Origin of the sequence: Rothia amarae, from assembly GCF_042677725.1 — a bacterium.
Taxonomy (GTDB): domain Bacteria; phylum Actinomycetota; class Actinomycetes; order Actinomycetales; family Micrococcaceae; genus Rothia; species Rothia amarae.
The window spans coordinates 34,333-56,648 of the sequence record NZ_JBHUCN010000008.1 but is presented as its reverse complement, the minus strand read 5'-3'; the positions used below and the strand labels follow the sequence as shown (position 1 = coordinate 56,648).

Annotated in this window: 21 protein-coding genes; 11 read left to right on the top strand and 10 right to left on the bottom strand. The window is 53.7% G+C overall.

What is annotated here, in order from left to right; all coding sequences use genetic code 11:
• The first annotated feature begins 1 nt into the window (after position 1).
• Positions 2–817, top strand: coding sequence for a Cof-type HAD-IIB family hydrolase (locus tag ACFR81_RS03805; protein WP_343874431.1), 816 nt, complete (start codon positions 2–4; stop codon positions 815–817).
• A gap of 131 nt (positions 818–948) precedes the next feature.
• Positions 949–1,758: a glycerophosphodiester phosphodiesterase family protein gene (locus tag ACFR81_RS03800; RefSeq protein WP_151146309.1), complete on the top strand. Its 810-nt coding sequence runs from the start codon at positions 949–951 to the stop codon at positions 1,756–1,758.
• Between the two features lie 205 nt (positions 1,759–1,963).
• Here ACFR81_RS03800 and ACFR81_RS03795 read toward each other — a convergent pair whose 3' ends face one another.
• On the bottom strand, positions 1,964–3,298 hold the full coding sequence (locus ACFR81_RS03795) for a uracil-xanthine permease family protein (protein WP_151146313.1): 1,335 nt from the start codon (positions 3,296–3,298) through the stop codon (positions 1,964–1,966).
• A 285-nt stretch (positions 3,299–3,583) separates the two neighbouring features.
• On the opposite strand from ACFR81_RS03795, the gene ACFR81_RS03790 reads away from it, so the two are divergent.
• Genes ACFR81_RS03790 through mnhG form a run of 6 tightly spaced genes read left to right on the top strand, consistent with a single transcriptional unit; the run spans position 3,584 to position 10,352 of the window.
• Positions 3,584–6,745, top strand: coding sequence for a Na+/H+ antiporter subunit A (locus tag ACFR81_RS03790; protein WP_343874427.1), 3,162 nt, complete (start codon positions 3,584–3,586; stop codon positions 6,743–6,745).
• On the top strand, positions 6,745–7,293 hold the full coding sequence (locus tag ACFR81_RS03785; protein WP_343874425.1) for a Na(+)/H(+) antiporter subunit C: 549 nt from the start codon (positions 6,745–6,747) through the stop codon (positions 7,291–7,293). Before ACFR81_RS03790 ends, ACFR81_RS03785 begins: the two co-directional genes overlap by 1 nt.
• Positions 7,290–8,957, top strand: coding sequence for a Na+/H+ antiporter subunit D (locus tag ACFR81_RS03780; protein WP_343874423.1), 1,668 nt, complete (start codon positions 7,290–7,292; stop codon positions 8,955–8,957). The genes ACFR81_RS03785 and ACFR81_RS03780 overlap by 4 nt, the downstream gene beginning before the upstream one ends.
• On the top strand, positions 8,957–9,544 hold the full coding sequence (locus ACFR81_RS03775) for a Na+/H+ antiporter subunit E (RefSeq protein ID WP_068172409.1): 588 nt from the start codon (positions 8,957–8,959) through the stop codon (positions 9,542–9,544). The genes ACFR81_RS03780 and ACFR81_RS03775 overlap by 1 nt, the downstream gene beginning before the upstream one ends.
• On the top strand, positions 9,541–9,933 hold the full coding sequence (locus ACFR81_RS03770) for an MrpF/PhaF family protein (protein ID WP_068172406.1): 393 nt from the start codon (positions 9,541–9,543) through the stop codon (positions 9,931–9,933). The genes ACFR81_RS03775 and ACFR81_RS03770 overlap by 4 nt, the downstream gene beginning before the upstream one ends.
• On the top strand, positions 9,930–10,352 hold the full coding sequence (gene mnhG / locus ACFR81_RS03765; RefSeq protein WP_343874419.1) for a monovalent cation/H(+) antiporter subunit G: 423 nt from the start codon (positions 9,930–9,932) through the stop codon (positions 10,350–10,352). The genes ACFR81_RS03770 and mnhG overlap by 4 nt, the downstream gene beginning before the upstream one ends.
• A gap of 47 nt (positions 10,353–10,399) precedes the next feature.
• Here mnhG and ACFR81_RS03760 read toward each other — a convergent pair whose 3' ends face one another.
• From ACFR81_RS03760 to ACFR81_RS03725, 8 genes are all read right to left on the bottom strand, one after another.
• Positions 10,400–11,173, bottom strand: coding sequence for an SDR family oxidoreductase (locus ACFR81_RS03760; RefSeq protein WP_343874418.1), 774 nt, complete (start codon positions 11,171–11,173; stop codon positions 10,400–10,402).
• Positions 11,174–11,215: 42 nt separating this feature from the next.
• Positions 11,216–12,022, bottom strand: a complete 807-nt coding sequence (locus tag ACFR81_RS03755; protein WP_343874416.1) for an ABC transporter permease — start codon at positions 12,020–12,022, stop codon at positions 11,216–11,218.
• Positions 12,019–13,230 (bottom strand): ABC transporter substrate-binding protein, encoded by a 1,212-nt coding sequence (locus ACFR81_RS03750; RefSeq protein WP_343874414.1) that lies wholly within the window; start codon positions 13,228–13,230, stop codon positions 12,019–12,021. The genes ACFR81_RS03755 and ACFR81_RS03750 overlap by 4 nt, the downstream gene beginning before the upstream one ends.
• Before the next feature lie 8 nt (positions 13,231–13,238).
• Positions 13,239–14,024 carry an ABC transporter ATP-binding protein gene (locus ACFR81_RS03745; RefSeq protein WP_343874412.1) on the bottom strand — a complete coding sequence of 262 codons (786 nt, stop codon included), beginning with the start codon at positions 14,022–14,024 and terminating at the stop codon, positions 13,239–13,241.
• Between the two features lie 18 nt (positions 14,025–14,042).
• Entirely contained in the window at positions 14,043–15,098 is a 1,056-nt protein-coding gene (locus ACFR81_RS03740; protein ID WP_343874410.1) for an acyl-CoA dehydrogenase, read from the bottom strand.
• 120 nt (positions 15,099–15,218) lie between these two features.
• Positions 15,219–15,752 carry a nickel-binding protein gene (locus ACFR81_RS03735; protein WP_145174124.1) on the bottom strand — a complete coding sequence of 178 codons (534 nt, stop codon included), beginning with the start codon at positions 15,750–15,752 and terminating at the stop codon, positions 15,219–15,221.
• Between the two features lie 349 nt (positions 15,753–16,101).
• Positions 16,102–17,487 (bottom strand): aldehyde dehydrogenase family protein, encoded by a 1,386-nt coding sequence (locus ACFR81_RS03730; protein ID WP_343874407.1) that lies wholly within the window; start codon positions 17,485–17,487, stop codon positions 16,102–16,104.
• A gap of 185 nt (positions 17,488–17,672) precedes the next feature.
• On the bottom strand, positions 17,673–19,169 hold the full coding sequence (locus tag ACFR81_RS03725; RefSeq protein WP_083147326.1) for a peptide MFS transporter: 1,497 nt from the start codon (positions 19,167–19,169) through the stop codon (positions 17,673–17,675).
• A 302-nt stretch (positions 19,170–19,471) separates the two neighbouring features.
• Between ACFR81_RS03725 and ACFR81_RS03720 the strand changes: the two genes are divergently transcribed.
• From ACFR81_RS03720 to pabB, 3 genes are all read left to right on the top strand, one after another.
• A complete protein-coding gene (locus ACFR81_RS03720; protein WP_068172389.1) occupies positions 19,472–20,020 on the top strand; it encodes a DUF4190 domain-containing protein in 549 nt (182 codons plus the stop codon).
• A 124-nt stretch (positions 20,021–20,144) separates the two neighbouring features.
• Complete coding sequence (locus tag ACFR81_RS03715; protein ID WP_068172386.1) at positions 20,145–20,474, top strand: rhodanese-like domain-containing protein; 330 nt, start codon at positions 20,145–20,147, stop codon at positions 20,472–20,474.
• 27 nt (positions 20,475–20,501) lie between these two features.
• A complete protein-coding gene (gene pabB, locus ACFR81_RS03710; RefSeq protein ID WP_343874402.1) occupies positions 20,502–21,899 on the top strand; it encodes an aminodeoxychorismate synthase component I in 1,398 nt (465 codons plus the stop codon).
• On the opposite strand, the gene ACFR81_RS03705 is transcribed toward pabB, so the two are convergent.
• Positions 21,889–22,299, bottom strand: coding sequence for a DoxX family protein (locus ACFR81_RS03705; RefSeq protein ID WP_343874400.1), 411 nt, complete (start codon positions 22,297–22,299; stop codon positions 21,889–21,891). The two genes, pabB and ACFR81_RS03705, sit on opposite strands and share 11 nt — an antisense overlap.
• Positions 22,300–22,316: the final 17 nt, after the last annotated feature.

The window sequence follows — 22,316 nt, the reverse complement described above, 5'->3', positions numbered from 1 at the left end:
CATGATCAAGCTGATCGCCAGCGACTTAGACGGTACGCTGCTGGGAAAAGATTTTAGGTTTCGCCCCCGCACGCTTGCCGCTTTAGAGGAAGCGGCGGGTGCCGGTATCGACATTGTGTTCGTGACCGGTCGCCCGCACCGCTGGCTGGATCCGTTGCGTGATCAGATGGAACATGACGCCTTTGCAATTTGCTCTAACGGCGCGGTGCTCTACCACCTAGGTACCGATGAGGTGGTTTCCACTGAGCTGACAGATATGAAAGACGTCGCCGCTGTGCATCCCACGCTGGCGGCAGAATTTCCTGAGGCGTCTTTTACCCTGGAAACAATGGACACCGTATTTATCCAGGGGAAATACGAGTACGGTCCGGTGCTAGAGGGAGCCCAAATAGTTGAGGGTTCATTCGATGAAGTACTGGAGCGCGCGGACGGCGTCGTGAAATATCTGATGCAGGTGGACGGCGCTGACCCCGAGACTCTCTATTTGCGTACTTTGCCTTTGGTGGAGGATTACCTTGCTCTCACCATCGGAATCAACGGTGTTCCGTTGATGGAGATGGCACGCAAGGGCATGCACAAAGGGCAGACGCTGGCAAAGTTTGCCAGTGAACGCGGCATTAAAGCTAGTGAAGTCATTGCTTTTGGTGACATGCCTAATGACTTAGAGATGTTGCAGTGGGCGGGGGAGGGCTACGCCATGGCATCGGGATCACCGCGGCTTATTGAAGCGGTGGGTAGAACCTGCCCTCGATTTGATGAGGACGGCGTGGCGCAGATGATTGAGCGCGTTGTAGCTAGTCAGCCCAAAGTTATTTAACTGATGCAGCGTGGATAAGTATGCATTCCTTAACCGTAATATTGCCTAATGAAGGGTCAGTTTTGGGTATTTATGCAATAAAAATCTTCTATAGTCGAATCTAAGTTACTGCCCGGTAGTAAGCTAGGAGTATGAATACTTTCGGCAAACCTGTCCCCTTTACCGCATCTTTTGAGCCTTTTGCGCATCGCGGTTTTGCGCTGGACGTACCCGAAAATACTATCGCCGCTTTTCAGAAAGCAGCGGCGCTGGGCGTGCGGTGGATGGAAATTGACGTTCATACTACCTCCGACGGTGTCGTCATCGTTTTTCATGACAGCACTCTCAACCGGATGGTGGGAATTTCTGGGAAGGTCTGCGACAAAACGTGGACTGAAATTCAAGCTTTTGATTTGCCAGGTGGCCACAAAATTCCCACGTTAGAACAAACGCTGGTTGAGCTCCCCGAGCTTTTCTTTAACATCGATGTGAAGGACGACGCCTCAGCGCAAGCTCTGCCTGAGGTAGTGGCAAAAACCGGGGCAATAAATCGTGTTCGCATTGCTTCTTTCTCAGAGAAGCGCAGAGCTGCGACCGTCAAAAAAATGCGAGCACTTGCACCAGATAGCGTTATTAAGACCAGTGCATCTGAGCTCGCTATGTATGGATTTTACGTAGCGGCGCATACCGTGCCCGCGTTGTGGCCTGTGATGAAACGGCTGGCAAGTCCGTTCTTCGAAGATTTTGAGTCAATGCAGATTCCACTGACTTATAAGTTTTTGGGCAAAAACTTTACGGTGGTTACTCCCCAACTGGTACAAACCGCTCACCGTTTCGGGTTGACCGTGCAGGTATGGACTATCGATAATCCTCAGGTAATGCGTGACCTACTCAAAATTGGAGTGGATGGCATCGTGACCAACCGATCGGACGTTTTGCGTGAAGTGTTAGACGCCGCCTAAAGCCCTATTTTAGAAAAACATGAAATCACAGGCTTTTCCCAAGGTCTACCAATCCTCTTACAAGGTAAATGGGGTTATATATAAGTAACGGTTTGAGAGAACCGAGCTGAGAAGCGAAATGTGTGTGAGTGATTCACCGTTTCTGTAGGTGAATCAGCAAATGGCCGTGCTGGGGAGCGCGGCCATTTGCTTTTAACGTGAAAGGTTATTTACCGAGTGAATCGACTCGTGGCTCCAGCGGTTCTGGCGCCGAGTTGCGGCGTCGGGCAATGAAAGCCATGAGGTGATATGTAACCAGGGTGGCGGCAGTTCCTAGCGCGATACCGGCAAATTGCAGGTTACCAATATCCCAGGTGTAGTCGGCGATGCCCACGATGAGGGCCACGGAGGCGGCGGTGAGGTTCACCTGATTGGAGAAATCCACTTTGTTCTCTACCCAGATGCGTACACCCAGCATGCCGATCATGCCGTAGAGAACTGTGGCGGCGCCACCGAGTACGCCGGCGGGTACTGATGCTACTGCGGCGCCGAAGACGGGCAGGATGGAAAGCAAGATGGCGAAGATTGCGGCTACCCAGTAAGCAGCGGTGGAGTACACCTTGGTGGCTGCCATAACGCCAATATTTTCTGCATAAGTGGTAGTACCTGAACCGCCGCCTGCGCCCGCAATAGTGGTTGCTAGACCGTCTGCCATGAGCGCGCGTCCGGAGTATTTGTCGAGGTTGTCACCGGTCATTAGCGCTACGGATTTTACGTGTCCGATATTTTCTGCCACTAGAACAAGAATGACGGGAATGAACAGGCCCGCTAGATTCCAGTGAAATTCGGGAGTCTGGAAATGCGGTAGTCCAAAGAGCCCTTGGTTTTCCCAGGCTTCGTGGATAGCGGTGAAGTCTACTTCGCCACGGATGACGGCGGTGATGTATCCGATTACTACGCCCAGTAGGATCGAGAGTCTGCCGAAGATTCCTTTGAAGAGAACCGAAATCAGGATAATCGAGACCAGAGTGACGAGCGCTGTGATAGGAGCTTTCATAAAGTTCGCTTTGGCGCTGGGAGCAAGGTTGAAACCAATCAGCGCCACAATGGCGCCGGTGACCAGCGGTGGCATGAGTTTGGTGAGCCATCCGGTTCCGGCTATTTGCACGATGAGCCCCACGAGGAAGAGCGCGATACCCGCCATCACGATGCCACCGAGCGAACCGGCGGGGCCGTACTGGTTAGAGGCCGCTGCTAGTGGCGCAATAAACGCAAAGGACGAACCGAGGTAAGACGGTACACGGCCGGCTGTGAGTAGCAAGAAAAGGATAGTGCCAATACCCGAGAAGAAAAGGGTGGTGGACGGCGGGAAGCCGGTCAGGAGAGGAACGAGAAAGGTCGCTCCAAACATTGCCACTACATGCTGAGCACCAATGCCGATGGTTCGCCCCCAGGTGAGGCGTTCATAAGGTGCGACGACGGCACCCGGTGCTACCGTTTTGCCGTCGCCGTGTAGCCGCCAGGCAAAGGCAGAATGGCGCTCGGAATGTTCTGAGCTCATAGAAATGCTCCAAAAATCAGGGGTGTGAGAATCGTTGATTATTCTACGCGCCTGAATAAAAAGTGCAGGGATGTAGCTAACCGTAGAGTATCTAGCGAGGTGGAAAAGTGGCAGGAAAGAAGTCAGTGTATTTTCAGCCGCTGAATGTATTACCTATTGCACCATGTGTATCAACCTATAATAAGCGAAATTGGGGGTGATTTACACTATCTTTCCCTTCCCCCGAAATGGTCAGATGGCTTACAATTAGGGGAGGTTCTGCCCACGATTCCAAAGGCTATCTCTGTGGTAACAATTCTTCTAGCTTTTTTCGTGGTGTGGCTGTGCACGCCGCTTATCTATCGAGGCTTGGGTCATAAGACTTTCTACGCACTGGCATTACTTCCTGCCGGTGCTCTCATCTATGTGCTCACCAAAACGTCCCAGATTATGAATGGTGAGCCCTGGGTTGAAAGATTCGAGTGGATTCCCGCTCTCAATCTAGAGCTGACTTTTCGTATGGACGTGCTGTCTTGGGTGATGAGCTTGCTTGTACTGGGCGTTGGCTCGCTCGTACTTTTTTATTGCACCTCGTATTTCAGTCACTCCTCGGAGAGCGTTGGCGGTTTCGCCGCTCACCTGTTCAGCTTCTGTGCGGCTATGTTCGGGTTAATCACGGCCGATGACTTTATAGTCATGTTCATCTTCTGGGAAATCACCACCATCCTTTCCTATCTGCTCATTGGCCACGCCCATAACAGGTTGTCCGCTCGTCGATCTGCCTTGCAGGCCTTGACGGTCACAACAGCCGGTGGCCTCGCCATGTTCGTCGGAATTATCATGTTGGGTCAGAGCGCCGGCACCTATAGCTTGGCAGAATTGGTAGCTCGCGGACCCGTTCTTGTTGCCGATATCGAAGCCGGGCACGGAATTTTGACGGGCGTGCAGCTCTCCGCCGCTCTCTTTCTGATTCTGTGCGGTGCGCTGAGTAAATCGGCGTTGTTCCCGCTACATTTCTGGCTCCCCGGGGCGATGGCGGCACCTACGCCCGTCTCTGCTTACCTGCACGCAGCGGCAATGGTGAAAGCGGGTATTTACCTGCTGATTCGCCTCTCACCCGGTTACGGCATGGTTGCCATTTGGGAAAACACGCTGGTTATTTTCGGCGCTTTCACGATGGTCTTTGGCGGTTGGGTTGCTCTCAAGCAAACAGACCTCAAACTCATTCTTGCTTACGGCACCGTGAGCCAGCTCGGTTTTCTCGCACTGATTGTCTCAGCGGGAACACCTAATGCGCTCTACGCAGCTATGGCTATGATGCTGGCGCATTCACTCTTCAAAGCAGCGCTCTTCCTCACCGTAGGAATTATTGACCATCAGTCGGGCACACGAAATATCCACAAACTCTCGGGTATCTTTCGCAGAGCCCCTGTACTGTTTGCCGTCGGTCTTATCTCTGCGGCGTCCATGGCAGGTATCCCTCCGCTGGCTGGTTTCGTGGCCAAAGAAGCAGTACTGGAAACCTACCTTGAACGACTCATGCATGCAGAAAACGGTAGCGTGCTATTGCTCGACCTCGTGACTGTGGGCGCTATCGTGGTGGGCTCCATGCTTACCTTCGCCTATTCTGCGCGTTTTGTGTGGGGCGCTTTCGCTACAAAACCTGCAAGCTTTATGGAGAATATTGATGAGATCAAGTTCTGCCAGACTTATTATGACCGCAACCCTGCAAAACTTGCTCACCTCGAAAAAAGCCCCGATACTCTCTTCCACCGTGTGAACTTCACCTTCATTGCATCGCCGGTGGTTTTGACCTTACTGACCATCGCATTCGGGCTATATCCCGAGCCGGTACACCACTGGATTTCTAGCCACCTGAAGAAAATAGGCGAATACGATCTTCACCTAGCCCTCTGGCACGGAGTGAACCCCGCATTCCTCACCAGTCTCGGCATCATGACGGTGGGTATGGTGCTTTTTCTTGCTCGCAACCCCATAGAAACGTTCCAAAACCGTATTCCCACCTGGCCAGCGGCGTCCACCGTCTACCGCAATATTGTTGACGCCTTGGATCGCCTAGCAGTATGGGTCACCGGTCAAACTCAGCGTGGTTCACTCGGCTTCTACCTGGGCATTATTCTGAGCACCGCGGTGACCGTGCCGACTATTGTGCTCTTCCTGGCAGAAACCCCTCCGCTTGCTAATATTCGCGTGAACGTGAACCCCGCTGAATGGGCTATCGCGCTGGTGATGATTACCGCAGCACTGGTAGTGCTCTGGGCACGCAAACGTTTCTTGGCGATCTTGATGGTCTCGGTAACAGGCTACGGCATGGCAGCACTCTTCGCTGTGCGTGCCGCCCCCGACCTTGCTATTACTCAGTTCCTAGTAGAAACCCTCTCGCTCGTCGCCTTTGTGTTGGCTCTACGAGTACTACCTCGAAACATCCGTAAGCAGAAGCTGACGGGCAAGCGCGAACAAACCCACCAGAGTATCCGAATCGTCATCGCTATTGGTTTCGGCATTTTGACGATGGCGCTTGCCATGTTTACCTTCTCCTCGCGGAGTCTGCAGCCCATCTCACTAGAACTACCCAAGATGGCGTACGAAATAGGCGACGGCACAAACATCGTCAACGTCATTCTCGTGGACACTCGTGGCTGGGATACCTTCGGCGAAATTTCAGTACTGGCTCTTGCCGCAACCGGTGTGGCATCCCTACTTTTCATTGAAGGGCGCCGTGACCGCGGCGCCTCTAAGAACCTGGATACTCAGGTGCTTCAAATCTTTGAGAAGCGCTACGCTGCACGCACGAATTTGACCGCTGAACAGAAGGTTGCCGGCCGTTTCTCTAGCGTGCACCGCGATCCTTTCATCGTTGCTGGTCGAACCCTGCCGCCCGAGCGTCGTTCAATTCTGTTAGAAGTCATGACACGCCTGCTCTTCCATACGCTGATTATGGTCTCGCTCTACCTGCTGGTGGCCGGTCACAACCTGCCTGGTGGCGGTTTTGCTGGCGGTCTGCTGGTCGGTCTCGCCTTTGCCGTGCGGTATTTGGCAGGCGGTGGGCGTGAGCTTCGTGCGGCATCCCCGATTCCTCCCGGCGTGTTCCTGGGAACGGGTCTTGCCGTTGCCGCGCTCTACGCTGCCACACCTCTACTCTTTGGCGATCCCGTATTTACCAGCTACACGCTCCAATGGTCTATGCCGGTGTTTGGCGACGTCAAGTTCGTTACGGCAACTATCTTTGATATCGGTGTGTACCTGCTGGTTATTGGGCTAGCGCTCGACGTCATCCGCTCCTTCGGCGAAAAGATCGATGTGAAAATTGCTGAAAACCGCAAACAAGAAGCACGGCGGCGCAACAATGCGGTGGCGGAGAAAAAACGACAGATCGCAGATAGAAAGGCAGCTACCGGTCAGCAATCCACGCAAGTTCTAGTCACTGAAGAAGGAGGCAACCGGTAATGGCAATTGATCTTAGCCTCATTCTTGTCATGGGTGTCATGTACGGCGTTGGCGTGTACTTGGTGCTTGACCGCACCATGACCCGCGTGATGCTTGGCCTTATGTTGCTGACTAACGCCACCAACCTGCTCATTTTCCATGCCGGTGGTCCTGCCGGTCTGGCTCCTATCTTCAATAAAGATATAGCAGCCGGAGACTACTCAGACCCCCTACCGCAAGCACTGGTTCTCACCTCGATTGTGATTTCCTTTGCTGTGACCGCCTTAATGCTTGGTCTCATCTACCGCGCATGGGTCCTCTCCCGTGGCGATGAAATTAAGGACGACGCCGAAGACCGCAAGGTGGCAACGAAACCTTCGTACGACCCGGAAGAAGACACTCCGGCATCGACTGACAGCTCAGAATTTGATGGTGATGAGCAGACCCGCGAAAGGGAATTCAAAATCAAAGAGGAGAAAAGAAAATCCTCCGGTCGCGAATCGCAGAAAACTACGGCGCACATCGCTAAAGATAGTTCTGATATAGCAGGGCAGAAGGAACACGCATGAATACAGTAGCTTTAGCGCCCCTGTGCGTGGCAATTCTTTTTCTTGCGGCAGCGTTTACCTTTACGCTCTCGCACCGCGTACGTTTACAACGCTTGGTCTCGCTCGTTGCCCTGGTGACTGTTCTGTCCTTGGAAGCCACTTTGGTGATTTCGACGTGGGACGGCGAACCACAGGCAGTGTTGCTGGCTAACTGGCCAGCGCCTTTTGGTATCACCATGGTGGTCGACCAGCTCTCCTCACTGTTGCTGGTGGTGAGCTCTATTATTTCGCTTGCCGTGTTAATCTTTGCTTCGGGTCAGGACATTGCGGATGATGATGACGAAGTGCCGATTTCGGTGTTTTACCCAACCTATCTGCTTCTTTTAGCGGGCGTCTCCAATGCCTTCTTGGCAGGTGATCTTTTCAACCTGTACGTGGGATTTGAAATTCTGCTGATGGCAAGTTACGTGCTCATTACGATGAACGCGAATACACCGCGCATCCGCTCGGGTACCACTTACATTGTGGTGTCGGTGGTTTCCTCGATTCTGTTCTTGACTGCTATCGGCTTCATTTATGCCTCGGTGGGGACTGTCAATATGGCAGATCTTTCGCTGAAACTGCAGACTTTACCTCTGGGTACTCAGCTTCAACTCCATCTGATGCTCTTGATTGCGTTTGGTATCAAGGCGGCTGTCTTCCCGCTTTCGCTATGGCTTCCGGACTCTTACCCCACGGCGCCGGCTCCTGTTACTGCGGTCTTTGCTGGCTTGCTGACGAAGGTGGGTGTGTACGCGATTATACGAACAGAAACTCTTCTCTTCCCCGGGGGGGCACTAGACGGGTTGCTCAGCGTGGTTGCTATCTTGACCCTTATCGTAGGAATTTTGGGCGCATTGGCTCAGGGCGACATCAAACGTATGCTCTCTTTCATTCTGATTAGCCATATCGGCTATATGATCTGGGGCATCGCGTTGAATAACCAGCTAGGCATGACTACCGTCGTGTTCTACATTGCCCACCACATCGTGATTCAGACCGGACTGTTCCTGGTGGTCGCGCTCATCGAACGACGCGGCGGATCAGCGAACGTTGAACGCCTCGGCGGCATGCTCAAGGTAGCCCCCTGGCTAGCGGTTCTCTACTTCATCCCAGCAATTAACCTGGGCGGTATTCCGCCGTTCTCAGGATTCATTGGAAAAGTCGGCTTGCTCCAGGCATCTGTTGAAGCTAATACCGGAATGGCCTATGCCATGTCTGGGGTGGGCGTCTTGGTCTCGCTTCTGACTCTGCTTGCCCTCACCCGCGTTTGGAACAAAGTATTTTGGCGCTCAGCGACCAAAGCAGAAAAACCCACCAAGGTTATTTTGCGAGCTGAGCACGATGCCACCGCAAAGGGAAAGAACCAATTGGATCGTCACGACCACAAGCCAATCCCCGTTTCGATGGTTGCTTCAACCGTGGGCTTAGTAGCAGTGGGTACTTCAATTACTTTCTTCGCTGCGCCGCTATTCCAGCTCGCTGAACATGCATCAGATAACCTCATGCATCCTGACCGCTATATCGAATCGGTTCTAGGACCTCAAACGCCTACCCGTGAGGACTACCTCGGTGAATTCCTGGACCAGCAAAACGCCGTAGATAATGAGGACGCAAGTAACGACGGCGAAGTGGTGACCGAATAATGACTCACTCCAATCATTCACTGTTGACCCGATTCCTCCACGGAATCCCCTCTTTTCTGTGGCTCACTTTCGTATGGTGTGCCGCCTGGCGAGATTTCGGGCTACCTAGCGTAGCGTTCGGCGCGATTCTAGCGCTTCTAGTGCTCTTGGTCTTCCGCCTACCCACGCTGTACCTCTCCAACAGGTTTAACATCTGGTATGCCCTGGTGTTTTTGGGGTACTTCACTTACCAGGTTGCCCGAGCCAGTATGGAAGTTTTCTGGTTCGCGTTGACCTACAAAGCACCTCTGCGTAACTCAGTTGTTGCGGTGAAACTTCGCACCGAATCCGACCTGTGGATTACCGCGATTTCGCATGCTATGTCGCTGATTCCGGGCTCTCTCGTCGTTGATGTTGACCGCGGCAACTCGATTCTTTACTTCCACGTACTGAATGCTTCGGGTCAAGACGCCGCGGAAGAATTTCGTGTTGAAGCCCATCGGATTGAAGCGATGATTCTCAAAGCGGTAGGGAGCAAAGAAGAATTCGCCATGATTACAGCGGATGAATCTCGTAGCAAGACGGCGAAAGGAAGTCACCGCGCATGAGTACTACCGTGATTTGGATCTGCGGTCTGATTTTGACCGTAGCGGCTTGCGGGACCGTGTACCGCATTTGGCGCGGTCCCACGCTTCTAGACCGGGTGCTTGCCAGCGACGTTCTCGTCTCGATTATCGTGGCGGTTCTGTGCGTGAATATGGTGGCTAAGGATTCCTACGAACTCATCACGCTGATTCTGCTGATTTCGATGGTGGGTTTTATTGGCTCAGTGACCGTTGCCCTCTACGCTAACAATGCGCCCTCCCGCGAGAAACGCCTGGAACCTTCCCGTATTCAGGAAGTTAACCGCAATGACCCGCAGGCTGCCCAGCGCTTGGCTGAAGCTAAACGTGTGGCGAAAGCTCGCAAACGCAAGAAGATTAAGGAAGGTAAATGATGGATGCTTTTCTCAATGTTCTAGAGGCAGTTTGCTTGGTTCTCGGGTGCCTGATGTCCTTGGGCGCCGCCATCGGTCTGATTCGGTTTCCCGATATTCTTTCCCGCCTCCACGCCGGCACCAAGCCTCAGGTTTTTGGTCTGATGCTTCTCTTGCTGGCTGTGCTGATTGATACTCGCAGTTGGGCGTATCTGCCGGTGTTGGTGGTCTCGCTCCTGCTGCAGCTACTGACTATTCCTATTTCTGCGCATATGATGGGCCGCTCCGGTTACCGTAACAAGCACTTCCCCGCAGGGGACTTGAAACAGGATGATCTGCGTACCGTCATCGAAGAGGCAGAAGCCGAAGAGAACGCGACAGACCCCCAGGGTGAGGATTCGCAGCCGGAGAGCGACGTCGATTCTATGCGGACTTCGTAGTACCTCCCGAGTTTGATACAAACTCGGGGTGGGGACGTCGCACCCCGTTATTTTGCCCCGAAACCGCCGTTGGAGTGGAGGAGTTGGCCGTTGATCCAGCTGCCGGCGTCGGAGAACAAGAAACTGACTAAATCTGCGGTGTCTTGGGGTTTACCCAGATGCCCTGCGGGGGTCTGGGCGGCGAGATATTGTTCTGTTGCTTCGTCCATCCACCCTGTATTGATGGGGCCAGGATTGATGAGGTTGCAGCGGAAACCTCGTGCACCCAGCTCGATTCCGCTGGCAATCACCAGGCGATCGAGAGCTCCCTTAGACGAGCCGTAGGGCAGGTTATGTGCGGTGTGATCGCTGGTTAGAGCCACTACGCGTTTGAGATTCTGCGGGTTTGTATCTGCTGACTCTGCGAAAGCTTTGATAAGAAGCCAATTAGCACGCACATTTACCGCATAATGTCGGTCCCAGCTCTCCACTGTGGTGTTGAGGACGTCGCTGTCTACACTCTCGCAGTGGGAAAGAACAAGCCCAGTGAGTTCTCCAAATCCTTGCTCACGGTGGAGTTTTTCTGCGTGGTCAATAAGCTTCTGCGGTGTGGAAGGGTCTTCGAGGTTGACTGGGAGCAGCTCAACGTTTACACTTTGTTGGCGAGCAAATGTGACAAGTTCGTCGAGGTCAGCGTTGCTGCGGGGTAACTCCAGCCGGTCGTCGTAGGGGTGCCAGTAGTTCAGCAATAGGTCCCAGCCTTCGGATGCGAGTTGCTGGGCGACGGCGTAGGCAATGGAATTGCGGCGTCCGACTCCGGTGATTAGCGCTAAACGATTCATAGATTTCCTTACTGCTCACAGACTTTGTATCAAATCTCTTTACTACCGCAGCACTTTTTGCGCGGCCCAATCTAGCACCATACCGAGCGCACCGATTACCAGGATGACGGCGAGCATCTCGTCATAGGCTAAGCGGTCGCGTGCGTTGAGAATTTCATAGCCCAGCCCTGAAGAAACACCGAGCATCTCTGCGGGAACAATAATGACCCAGGCAATTCCCAACGCCAACCGAATCCCCGCGAGCACGTAAGGCTTAATACTGGGAACGACGACGGTGCGGAGCACCTCTGACGGGGTTGCCCCGAGAGTTTGGGCTACTTGGAGATGTTGCTGGTCGAGTGCACGCACGCCAGAGACCGTGTTCAGCGTGATAGGCCAGATTGCAGCCATTGCCACGAGAAAAATAACCGGTGATGAACCTACGCCAAAGAGTGCCACTGCAATGGGCGCCCAGGAGAGGGGTGACACCATGCGCAGAAACTGGACCAGCGGGGCTGAAAACTGGTTAGCGGTTTGAGAAAAACCGATGAGTAACCCCAGCGGAATGCCGACTAGTACGGCGATTGCAAGCCCGGCAAGTAGTCGCCAGAGGCTTACCCCAATATCAGAGAGCAGCACCCCGCGCCCTATCAACGCCGCAAAAGCTGAGGGAATATTTTCTGGAGCGAAAGCGGTGAGCATGGTGTTTCCCCGAGCTGAATGGGTAAAAACCCACCAAAGAGCTACCGCAAAAATAATTCCTGCGGCGCCCCACACCCACCCTGGAACGGTAGAGGTTCGCCGATTTTTTACCTGATGCGGGGTAGCTGAAACCGCTTCTTCTGGCTGCTCAGAGGTGAGTAGGCTCATGGGGTAACTCCTGAAGTTGTTTCGCCGTCGATCTGTTCTTGCCGGGTAGTTCCTGATTGCCCAAAAACTCCGAATCCGCCCACCGATGCAATCGCCTGGGTCACTAATTCTTCATTCACTAGATCCCGGTGCACGCTGACAGGGTCGAGTTTGTTCAAGAAGTCAGTAGGAGCATCCATGAGCGTCTCGCGCATATGAACCACCAAATCTTCGGTGAAACTTGCGTACGGGTAAGGCTGGAACTGCAAGAGTTGCCCGCCCCAGGACGGATTCTTGACGGCGTCGCGGTGCTCTGAAAGATGGTCGGTCATGGCACGTTCGATAGCCTTAGGTTTTTGCGGCAAAAAGTTATCTGAGAGAATTTTTGCCGCTTCTTTTCGATGCTCGCGGGCAAAAATCTGTGCTTCGACGAGAGCGTTAGTAAAGTGTTGGGCAATCTCGCCTTGTTGTTCGATGAGCGAGCCACGCATGAGTGTAACGCAGCAGGCGTGGTCGCGCCAGACGTCGCCCATGAAGCGGTGAATCCTACCTACCTTCGATGCCACTGCCGCTGCGTTGAACGGGTCAGCTACGGTGAATCCGGCGATGGTGCCGTTGGCAAGGGCGGGAATCATGTCAGAGGGAGCCATGACGACGAGGGCCACCTCGCCCCGATCGGCGTCGGCAGTTTTACGGATCACCGGGGTGAGCCCAGCCTCGCGCAGAATCTTCTGCACCAAAATGTTATGAATCGAAAACCAGCCGGGAATAGCTACGGTTTTACCCGCCAGTTGAGCGGTCTCCACGATCGAGGGCGCAACCGTGAAAGCGGACCCGTTGACGTGATTCCATGCGACGATTTGAGCGTCAGCACCCACATCGTACTTCAGGTAAACCGCCATGGGCATGAGCAGATGAATGACGTCCACCGTACCCGAAATAAACGCTTCGGTCAGCGACGACCAGGAACGGAACATGACCGGTTTCGCCACCGAGATTCCGTGTTGGGTGTAAAGACCTTGCTTGTGAGCCAGCAGGAGAGGAGCGGAATCGGTAATGGGAAGGTAACCGATTTTGAGCGCTCCACCCACTTCGACACCCGCTGCTTCCTTACCCGACGCTCGTCCTAATGCTGCCGCGCTCGCCAGGGAGCCTCCGGCTGCCACGGTGCCGCCGGTAGCCCACAGCGCTGTGCGTCGAGAGATACGTCTACTCTTCTGGTGGGACACGTCTGTTCCTAAAAAGTTGGGGAGTGGGCAGGTTTATCGGGCAGATCTTTCGCTGACTCATCGCGTAGTGAACCACTAAACGTAGCGCGGTCGCTATCCCCATCATTCCGGTAGTATTCGAGGATTTCCTCGTGGGTAACCTGCTCATGAGCGGGGGACCAAAATCGCGTAAAGCCTTGCTGGGCGCGGAAGAAACCGATTCGATCGCCTACCGTGAGCGCTTCGGAAATATCGTGGGAAACCATCAGTACGGTGAGGTTGAGTTCTTCAATTAGACTGCGTAACCACCCCTGTAGTTCGCTACGGGTAGCGGGGTCGAGAGCGGAGAAAGGCTCATCTAAGAGCAAGAGCGACGGTTGAATCGCCAGAGCCCGACCAATCGAAACCCGTTGTGCCTGACCCCCTGAAATTTCATTGACCTTGCGATCTTCTAACCCCTGCAGACCCAACCGTTCGATCAGCCGATTAACGGTGGGAGCATCGACTCGTCGCGCGTTCTTCTTGTACTGAGCACCGAGCGCGATATTCTCCCGTACGGTGAGCCAGGGGAACAGCGCAGCCTGTTGAAAGACGACCGCATGGCGAGTTCCAGGCGCTACGTGCACGCTTCCTGAATCTAGTTCTTCAAGTCCTGCGACAGCACGTAAAAGGGTGGATTTTCCAGACCCTGTGTGTCCGAGGATGACGAATGCTTCACCGGGATTGAGGTCTAGCGAGACGTCGTGGAGAGTTGGCTCACTGGCACCGGGGTACGTTTTGAAGGCGTTAGCGATGGTGAGTGCGGGAGTGTTCATGAGTTGCTGCTGTGGCTGTTACTGGGCATGGCTGAGTTCATATCGGAGATGGCCCTCAGTAGGCGACTGCACCGGCAAGAACTGTGATTCGCGCAGTCTGCGTGCTGAGGGACTGTTGGTTTTGTAGGCTTTGCCGCCGACGGTCGCCAGTTCGATACGGGTGGCGGCGGTGGCAAGATGCGCAGCGTCAAGTCGAAGCTGCAACACGCGGCGTCGTTCAACCTGCTGGGGATGTTCAGCGAGCTCGGTGATTTCGGTGCGTAGACGTTCGTATTCGGCGCGGATGGTGGCGAATTCATCACGGAATATACCCTGGGCGACGTCGAGGTGATCAGCTGCAGAGTTCAGTGCGGCAGCGCCGAGCCCGAGGCAGAAAGAGGATTGCACCAACAGGAAAGGGGCGAGAATTTTCTGGAGAAAACCGGGGACGTCGCGGGTCATGATGTCGGCTTCAGGCACGAAGAGGTTTTCGATCTTGATAAAACCGGATTCGGTGGCATCCAGAGCTAGAAGACCTTTTTGGTATTTCACGTTGAAACCGTCGGCGTCTACATGGGTCTGCACAATGTATTTGGTGGGTTCGCCTGCTGCGGCGTCGTCCACTATGACCGGGAGAACCACCACGCCGCCGGGGTAGAGGTTGGATGCCCAAGAGATAACTCCGTTGAGTTGCAAGCCGCCCTCTACGTGGGTGGCGTGTACCTGAATTTCACCGACTCCCGAGGAGTCCTTGAACGCCGCCGCCATGGCGGTAGTGCCGGTGGTTTCTCCGGTTGCTAGACCGTCCGGTAGCGGCAAATCAAGTGCATCAAAGAACGCGATGGTTGAGCGGTGCGCCCAGAGCGAGAAAGCTGTAGATGCGCATTGTGTGGCAAGATCAAATCCCACTGCGACCTGGGGCAGTAGTGAGCCTTCCCTGCCCAGGGTCAACAATCCCTGGGAACCGAGTGTCCGCAACGTATCAAAAGGTGAATACTTATCGTGATCGACGTCTTCGGCGTGCTCTCGCGCCAGATCGAGTACCTGCTGGCGCTGGGGGTAATCAAAGAGAGGTTCAAGAGTGAAATCAGACATGGCGTGCTCTTTCTAGCGGCAAAACTTCTTGAAAAGCGGGGTATAAATGCGAAAAAAGGGTGTAAAAACGCCGCCGCGCAGACTTATCACAAGTGGCGGCGGCGTTGCTAAAAGAAACCCTTATGCTTCGTTCAGCTTGAAGATGCGGTCAATAGGGGTGTTGACTGCTTCGCGTGCGCGGCGCAGAGCATCTTCATCAGGGGCGTCATAGAAGCAGAGGCACTTTGCGGTATCTTCGCGGACGTAGGTGCGCAAGAAAGAAACCTCGGGAACTTTTGCGTAGTTAGGGGAGTTTGCCTTCTTACGAGCGAGGTACTGATCCATGGTAATTTCCGCGGGAATGTCCCACTCAATCAGGTATTCGGCGTTGGACTTGAGCTTCTTGATATCGTCCAAATCTGCGCCGACGAGGCGAACTTCGTCCGGCCCTGCCAAGGAGGCCTTGCCCTCGAAAGCAGTCTTGAAAGCATCGGCAAATACGCCGGGGTTGTTTGATTCTACGATGACGTAGATGGTCTTGAAGTCAGAGGTTACCTGGGTTTCAATGAGCTCAGCTTCGGTCTGCTGCAGCGCCTGACCGGCATCTTCAATGAGCGCGGTTGCGTTCTCTTTGGAGGCGTCTTGCGGGGTGAGCTCTACGAGGTAAAGAGCCATGGTTGTTTCCTTTCTCGGACGTCGAGTTCTGTAATAATCAACGTGTTTCACTGGAGAATGTACGCCACCTGCAAGGGCAGATGCTAGAGGTTCTTTATAAGAAGTAACTTGGTGCAAAGAAAGTTAACATGGGCTTGACGAGGTAGCTCTTTTCCGTTTCCCCAGTTTGTAACAGACTTTTGGGGCTGTACCAGGAAAGTCATGGTACAGCGCGGAAAGTATCGTACGAACTCGAGGCGGGGAGCCTCGCGGGGACTTTGGGCCAGAAACATGAAAGCGGACCGCATTCTATGCGGTCCGCTTTCACATTTCTGATACAAACTGGGTTAAGTCCAGCTCCCACAACCGATTAGCGGTCGATAGCTCCACCGCGAATGAGCTTCTCGTTGGAGAACTCGTAGAAGCCCCACTGGGTGAGTTCGCGCCCGTAACCGGACTTATTTACGCCACCGAAAGGTAGATCTGCCTGGGTGGTTACGTGCTCGTTGACCAAGGCCATACCCGTTACTAACTGATCCGCAACCTCAAAGCCGTGTTCGACATCGTCGGTCCAGACCGATGCCTGCAGGCCGTACTCGGAGTTGTTGGCGAACTTGATAGCTTCTTCTTCGTTCTTAACCTTGTAAATAACCAGGGCGGGTCCAAAGAGCTCGTTGCAGGAGAGGTCCGCGTCGAAATCAACACCTGTCAGTACCGCCGGGCTCATGAACCAGCCGGGGCGGTTAAGCTTTTCGCCACCGAAGTGCAGGGTTGCGCCGTCTTTCACTGCCTGGGCAATGCGCTCTACAGCTTCATCACGAGCGCCCTCCGAGGAGAGGGGACCCATCTGGGTAGATTCGTCTGAAGCGTCGCCTACTTTCACGCTCTGAGCGGTCTCAACCGCAGCTTGAACGAACTCATCATAGATGCTCTCCAACACGATAACGCGCTTGGGTGAGGTGCAGACCTGACCAGCATTCGCAAAACGCAGGGAGGTGAGTTTCTGCGCTACCTTGGCGACGTCCTTGACTGAATCCAAAACGATAGCGGGGTCGTTGCCGCCCAGCTCCATCACAGACTTCTTGACGTTCTTAGCAGCTGCCATTGCCACAGCGGTACCTGCACGCTCAGAACCGGTAACAGATGCTCCCTTGACGCGGAAGTCTTCTAGCACGGTCTCTACGTCTTCAGCGTTGAGGTAGAGGTTCTGGTAAGCGCCGTCAGTCAAACCTGCTTCGGAGAGAACTTCTTCGAATTTTGCGGAAGAAACGGGGCAGATAGATGCCTGCTTCATCAAAATAGTGTTACCCAGCAGAAGGTTTGGTGCGGAGAAGCGGGCAAGCTGGTAGTAGGGGAAGTTCCAGGGCATGACGCCGATGAGCACGCCCATCGACTCGTGGCGAACCAGGTTGGTGGGAGCACCCTTGGCATCAAGCTTTTCGTCTTCGAGAAGTTCTTCAGCATGGTCTGCATACCACTCAAAGATGTTAGCAACGAGCTCAATTTCACCCTTGGCATCGTTGACTGGCTTACCCATTTCTTTGCCGATAATTTCAGCAAGTTCTGCGCTACGATCGCGGAAGATTCCGGCGGCTTTGGTGAGAACTGCGGCGCGCTCGGTTGCAGGTTTCTTGTGCCATTCTTGGTATGCCTTATCCGCGGTGTCAATAATTCCGGGGATTTCGGAGGGGTTGATGGAGTCGAATTTCTGCTCGACTTCACCGGTGTTTGCGTTAGTTAGTGCGTAGGTGCCCATGAAGTTATTCTCCTTTTATCTCGGATAGAATCTAAGTCTGCTTCATGTTACTTTCTTAAACCTACCGCGGTATCTTCTTAAAAAACAGGTGTTGAAGAGGCTCTCTCAGTAACTTAAAAGCAAGGAGGTCCCTCGAAACATCGAGGAACCCCCTTGCTTAGATGGGGCAAAAACCGCAAAGATGTTTAGCGAATGCCAGCCATCTTCTGAGTAATCCACTTGTTCATACCCCAAAGCAAAAGACCGACCACAATGGTGCCGATACCCAGCGTGGTGAAGTAAGGAACTTCGGTTTCTACCGAGTAGAACTTAGCCAACCAGCCAGCGAGCACGGTACCTAAAGCAACTGAGGTGAAGTACAGCGCCACCATGTTCACTCTGTGACGTGCGGGAGCCAACTTAGTGGAGAGCGACGTGCCCACTGGAGAGATTGCAAGCTCAGCGATGGTGCATACGAACAAAATCAAAACGATCCAGCCAACGTTCACGCTCATGTTTCCTGCCTGAGTAAGGAAGATGAGGAACGCGATACCTACGCCGATGATGCCCAAGGCAAACTTGACCACAGTGGTGGGCTGGCGCTTGCCGAGGCGGTCCCACATGATGGTGAAGAGGGGCGCGAAAATGATGATGAAAATGGGGTTAATGGAGTTCACTAAGCTGGGCTTGAGCTCCATGCCCAGGATGTTCCAGTTCAAGCGGGTATCTGAATACAGTGCCATTACAGTGAACTGCTGCTGGTATAGAGCCCAGAAGACGGCGTTACCAATCCACATGGGGATGAATGAAACCACGCGGGAGTGCTCCACCGAGGTGATTTGCTTGTCCCTCAAAATAACGGTGAACAGCGAAACCGCACCAATAGCGATGAACCCCATAACCCAGCTGGCGAGGTTACTGGGGGTAATGATGCCGGTGAACACCAGAAGAAGAATAACGACAAGAATAGCTACGCCCAGTAGTGAGTACTTCTTCTTTTCTGAAGAAGTAAGTGGTGCGGAGAGCTCATGCGCTGATTCAGGAAGGTTCTTGCGGGTCAGCGCGTACTGGGTCAGGCCAATTGCCATACCGATCGCTGCTAGTAAGAAGCCGGCGTGGAAGCCCCAGAGACCCCACCCAAAAGTAGTGAGCAAGGGGCCTAGGAGGGAGCCGATGTTTACACCCATGTAGAAGATGGTGAAGCCACCGTCGCGGCGGGGATCATCTTTGGCGTAGAGGGTGCCCAAGAGTGCCGAGGCATTCGTCTTTAGACCACCGGATCCGATAGCTACGAGAAGTAGACCTGCGATGACGCCGGCGGCACCGGGCAGCAAAGCAAGCGAGATATGGCCCGCCATAATCAAAATGCAGGAATAGAATAAGGTGCGTTCGGGGCCAAGAACGCGGTCGCCAATGAAGCCGCCCAAGATAGCAAGCAGGTAAACGGTGCCACCGTAGGCACCCATGATGCCTGCTGCGGTGGTCTCGTTGACCAGTCCAGATCCACCCTCAGTTACTGCATAGTAGAGGTAGAAGATCATGATGCCCTGCATGCCGTAGTAGGAGAATCGCTCCCACATTTCTACGGAAAACAGGTTTGCTAACATGCGCGGGTGACCAAAGAAGGTTTTACCGCTGGGGTTTAGCTCGCTGGTGGTGCGAACTGCGGCTTGGGAGCCGGTATCGTGCGGAGATGTCGTCATTTTTTCAACTTAGAACAGGGAACGCGCAGGGGATAAAGCGAGCTCCGGTGCAATGGTTTTTCCGTGTAATTCTAAACCTTAATTGCTTTCGGAATCATCTTTTCTATGCGATGAGATGCATAAATTTACGTTCTGGGTAAATGAGAATCCGGGGGAGAGTAACACTTGGGGGATAGTGAAAGGGGCTATTTTGATGCCCTTTGACCGGTGCAAAAGGTGAGAGAGATGAATACCTCAAAAAATAATACGCCACCTTAATATTTTTCCCACACTCCGGATGCGGATTATGGTTGACTGAAGTTATGACTACTACACCTCATAACTCGAATGAAAATAATATTCCTTCAAATCCGAATAATGCGGGTAGCAGCCGAGCTGTGAATTCCGATTCTGTTCACGATTCCGTTGCTGGAACCCCCAACAACACTCAGCAGTACGGTGAGCACCACAACGGGGCTCAGGCAAATGGCGCGCCCGTCGCACCGCAGTACACGGAGAACAACAACCATTACGTGAACGAACATCAGTATGGTCAGGTTAATGCGGCTAACGAAGCTGGCGTAAGTGCAGCACAGACTTCCAAGGTCGTGGGCATTATTGCTCTTATTCTTTCCATCATTCCTATTTTCTTCCCCGTCACTCAGATTATTGCAATCGTGCTGGGTATCGTAGGAATGTCTAAAGCAAAGAAAGCTCAACGTTTCGGTATCCCTGCTAAGGGCGGCAAAATTATGAGCATCATTGCAATTGTTATTGCGCTGATTTGGATCGTACTCGGTATTATTGGCTTCATTATGCTGGCTAATAACCCTGACTTCCAGGAACAGATGCGCCAGTTCCAGAACCAGTAATAGTTTTTAGCTTGAGAAAATCCGCTTCGGTTTCACCGGGGCGGATTTTTTGTTGTCCGTGTTGCTCCGCGTCGTCGTCCGTGGAAAAGTTAGATTTGATAGACCATCAACCTAAGGAGAAAACATGAACGACGATTTGCGCCAGGTAACTGTGGACGAAATCCCTGCAGATGCCAAGATTTTGGACGTGCGCGAGGACATGGAATGGGAAGCAGGCCATATTGAAGGCGCCCAGCACATTCCCCTCGGCGATGTTCCCGCCCGTTACGGTGAGGTGCCCCTGGATGAAGATGTGTATATCATCTGCCGCTCTGGTGGGCGCTCATTGAAGGCAACCGCCTACCTTCAGGATGCCGGTTTTGACGTGCTGAACGTTATAGGCGGCATGGGTGCATGGCAGGACGCCGAGAAGCCTATGGTCTCTGAAAACGGTGAAGACGCGCGCGTAATGTAGCTGCCGTTTTTCACCTAGACTGTTGAGGTGACTCGTTCTCTTAGACTGCGTGCCCTCGATTTCATGGTGAATCCCCAGCTAGCTTTTCCTCTTATTGCTGGCGATTCTAGCTATGCCTTTTGGCTGGATTCTGCTCGCCCTGAATCACCTATGTCTCGCTTTTCTTATGTGGGCGTAGTGCCTAATCCCGCCCAGGTATTGAGGGTGGAAGAGGCGGGTGAGCAGAATCCGTGGGAGTTACTTTCTGAAGCTTTGGCATCTGCACCGCAGGTGGATTTTGAAGATGTATCTGTGGAAGTACGCAACCACTTGGTAAGTGAACTGTTAGGCGGATACGTAGGGTATTTCGGTTACGAGTCGCGCCGTGCGCTGGGATTTTCCACACCCTATAGCGCGGAAACTCCCGATGCCCTCTGGATGCCCGCCGTCCGCTATCTCATGCTCGATCACATTGTGCAGCGTGCCTATCTGGTGGGAGATAGCGAGTGGATTGAGACAACGGCGCAAGCTCTAGCGGAAATCGCGGAGCAAAGTTCATCTGAAAATGAGGCGTCTTGGGGCGATACTCAGCCGCAGGCGGGGCTTCACTTTGCTGACCCCGACCGCGCCGAATATTTAACCGCTATTGAAGACTCTCTGCACGAGATTTATGAGGGTAACACCTACGAGGTCTGCATGACCGCAGAGACCCGCACGTCATTACCCCGTGAAATAAATAGCCCGCGCGGCATATTCGATCTGTACTGCGCGCAACGTCAGCATAATTCGGCGCCCTATGCTGCATTTTTGAAGTGCGAGGACCACTGGGTTCTGAGTTCCTCTCCCGAGAGGTATCTCACGGTATCTGCTGCAGGTCGCGCCGAGACAAAGCCCATTAAGGGAACGGTTGAACGTGCTGCCGACCCGCTGGAGGACCTCCGCGCCGCCACCTGGTTACGGGAAGATCCTAAGACACGCGCGGAGAACCTCATGATCGTGGATTTACTCCGCAACGATTTATCGATGGTTAGTGAACCCGGCACGGTTAAAGTACCGGTGCTGATGGGCGTGGAATCTTACTCGACGGTGCATCAGCTTGTTTCTACGATTTCCTCGTTGCTGCGCCCCGAAGTTTCTGCGGTTGACGCTGCCGCCGCTTGTTTTCCCGGTGGCTCCATGACCGGCGCGCCTAAGCCCTCCACCATGGAAATTATTGACCGATTAGAGCAACGTGCCCGCGGAATCTATTCGGGGTCGCTGGGATTCTTTTCGGCGTCGGGTGCGGCGAATCTTTCGATTGTCATTCGCACGCTGGTGGTTTTACCCAGCGGCGAGGTATCGCTGAGCGCCGGTGGCGCGATTGTTGCCGATTCTGATCCCGACGCCGAGTACGAAGAAATGCTCGCTAAATTGCGGGCGGCGGTCCCCGGCGTCCCTACTTCTTAGCGATGTAGAGGGCGCCCGCAATCATGGGCAGCTGCATGGGTAGACGGCGCAGGCGCTTGGCGTCGGTGTCGAATACTCCGGGTATGTCGATTTTAGCGGTGTACTGGTAGACGTTAGCGGGAAAGACTGCAGTGAAGAGGGCTGCGGCGCCTAGCCCAGTTGCTCGACGTGCGCGCGGGGCAGTCAGCATTCCGAGCCCCAGAGCTAGCTCTGCGACGCCCGAGAGGTAGACGATGTCTTCTGCTTTGCCGGGAACCCATGGGGGGACGATGGAAGCGAAGTTTTCGACGGCGTCCTGCTTGAAGTGAAGGGCACCCATAATCGTGAGCCCCGCACCCATGCCGAGGCGGGTGAGTTTCTGGCCGGTGGATTCGCTGGGATCTTTGGAAAAAATGCTCATGGTTCTAGACTACCGAA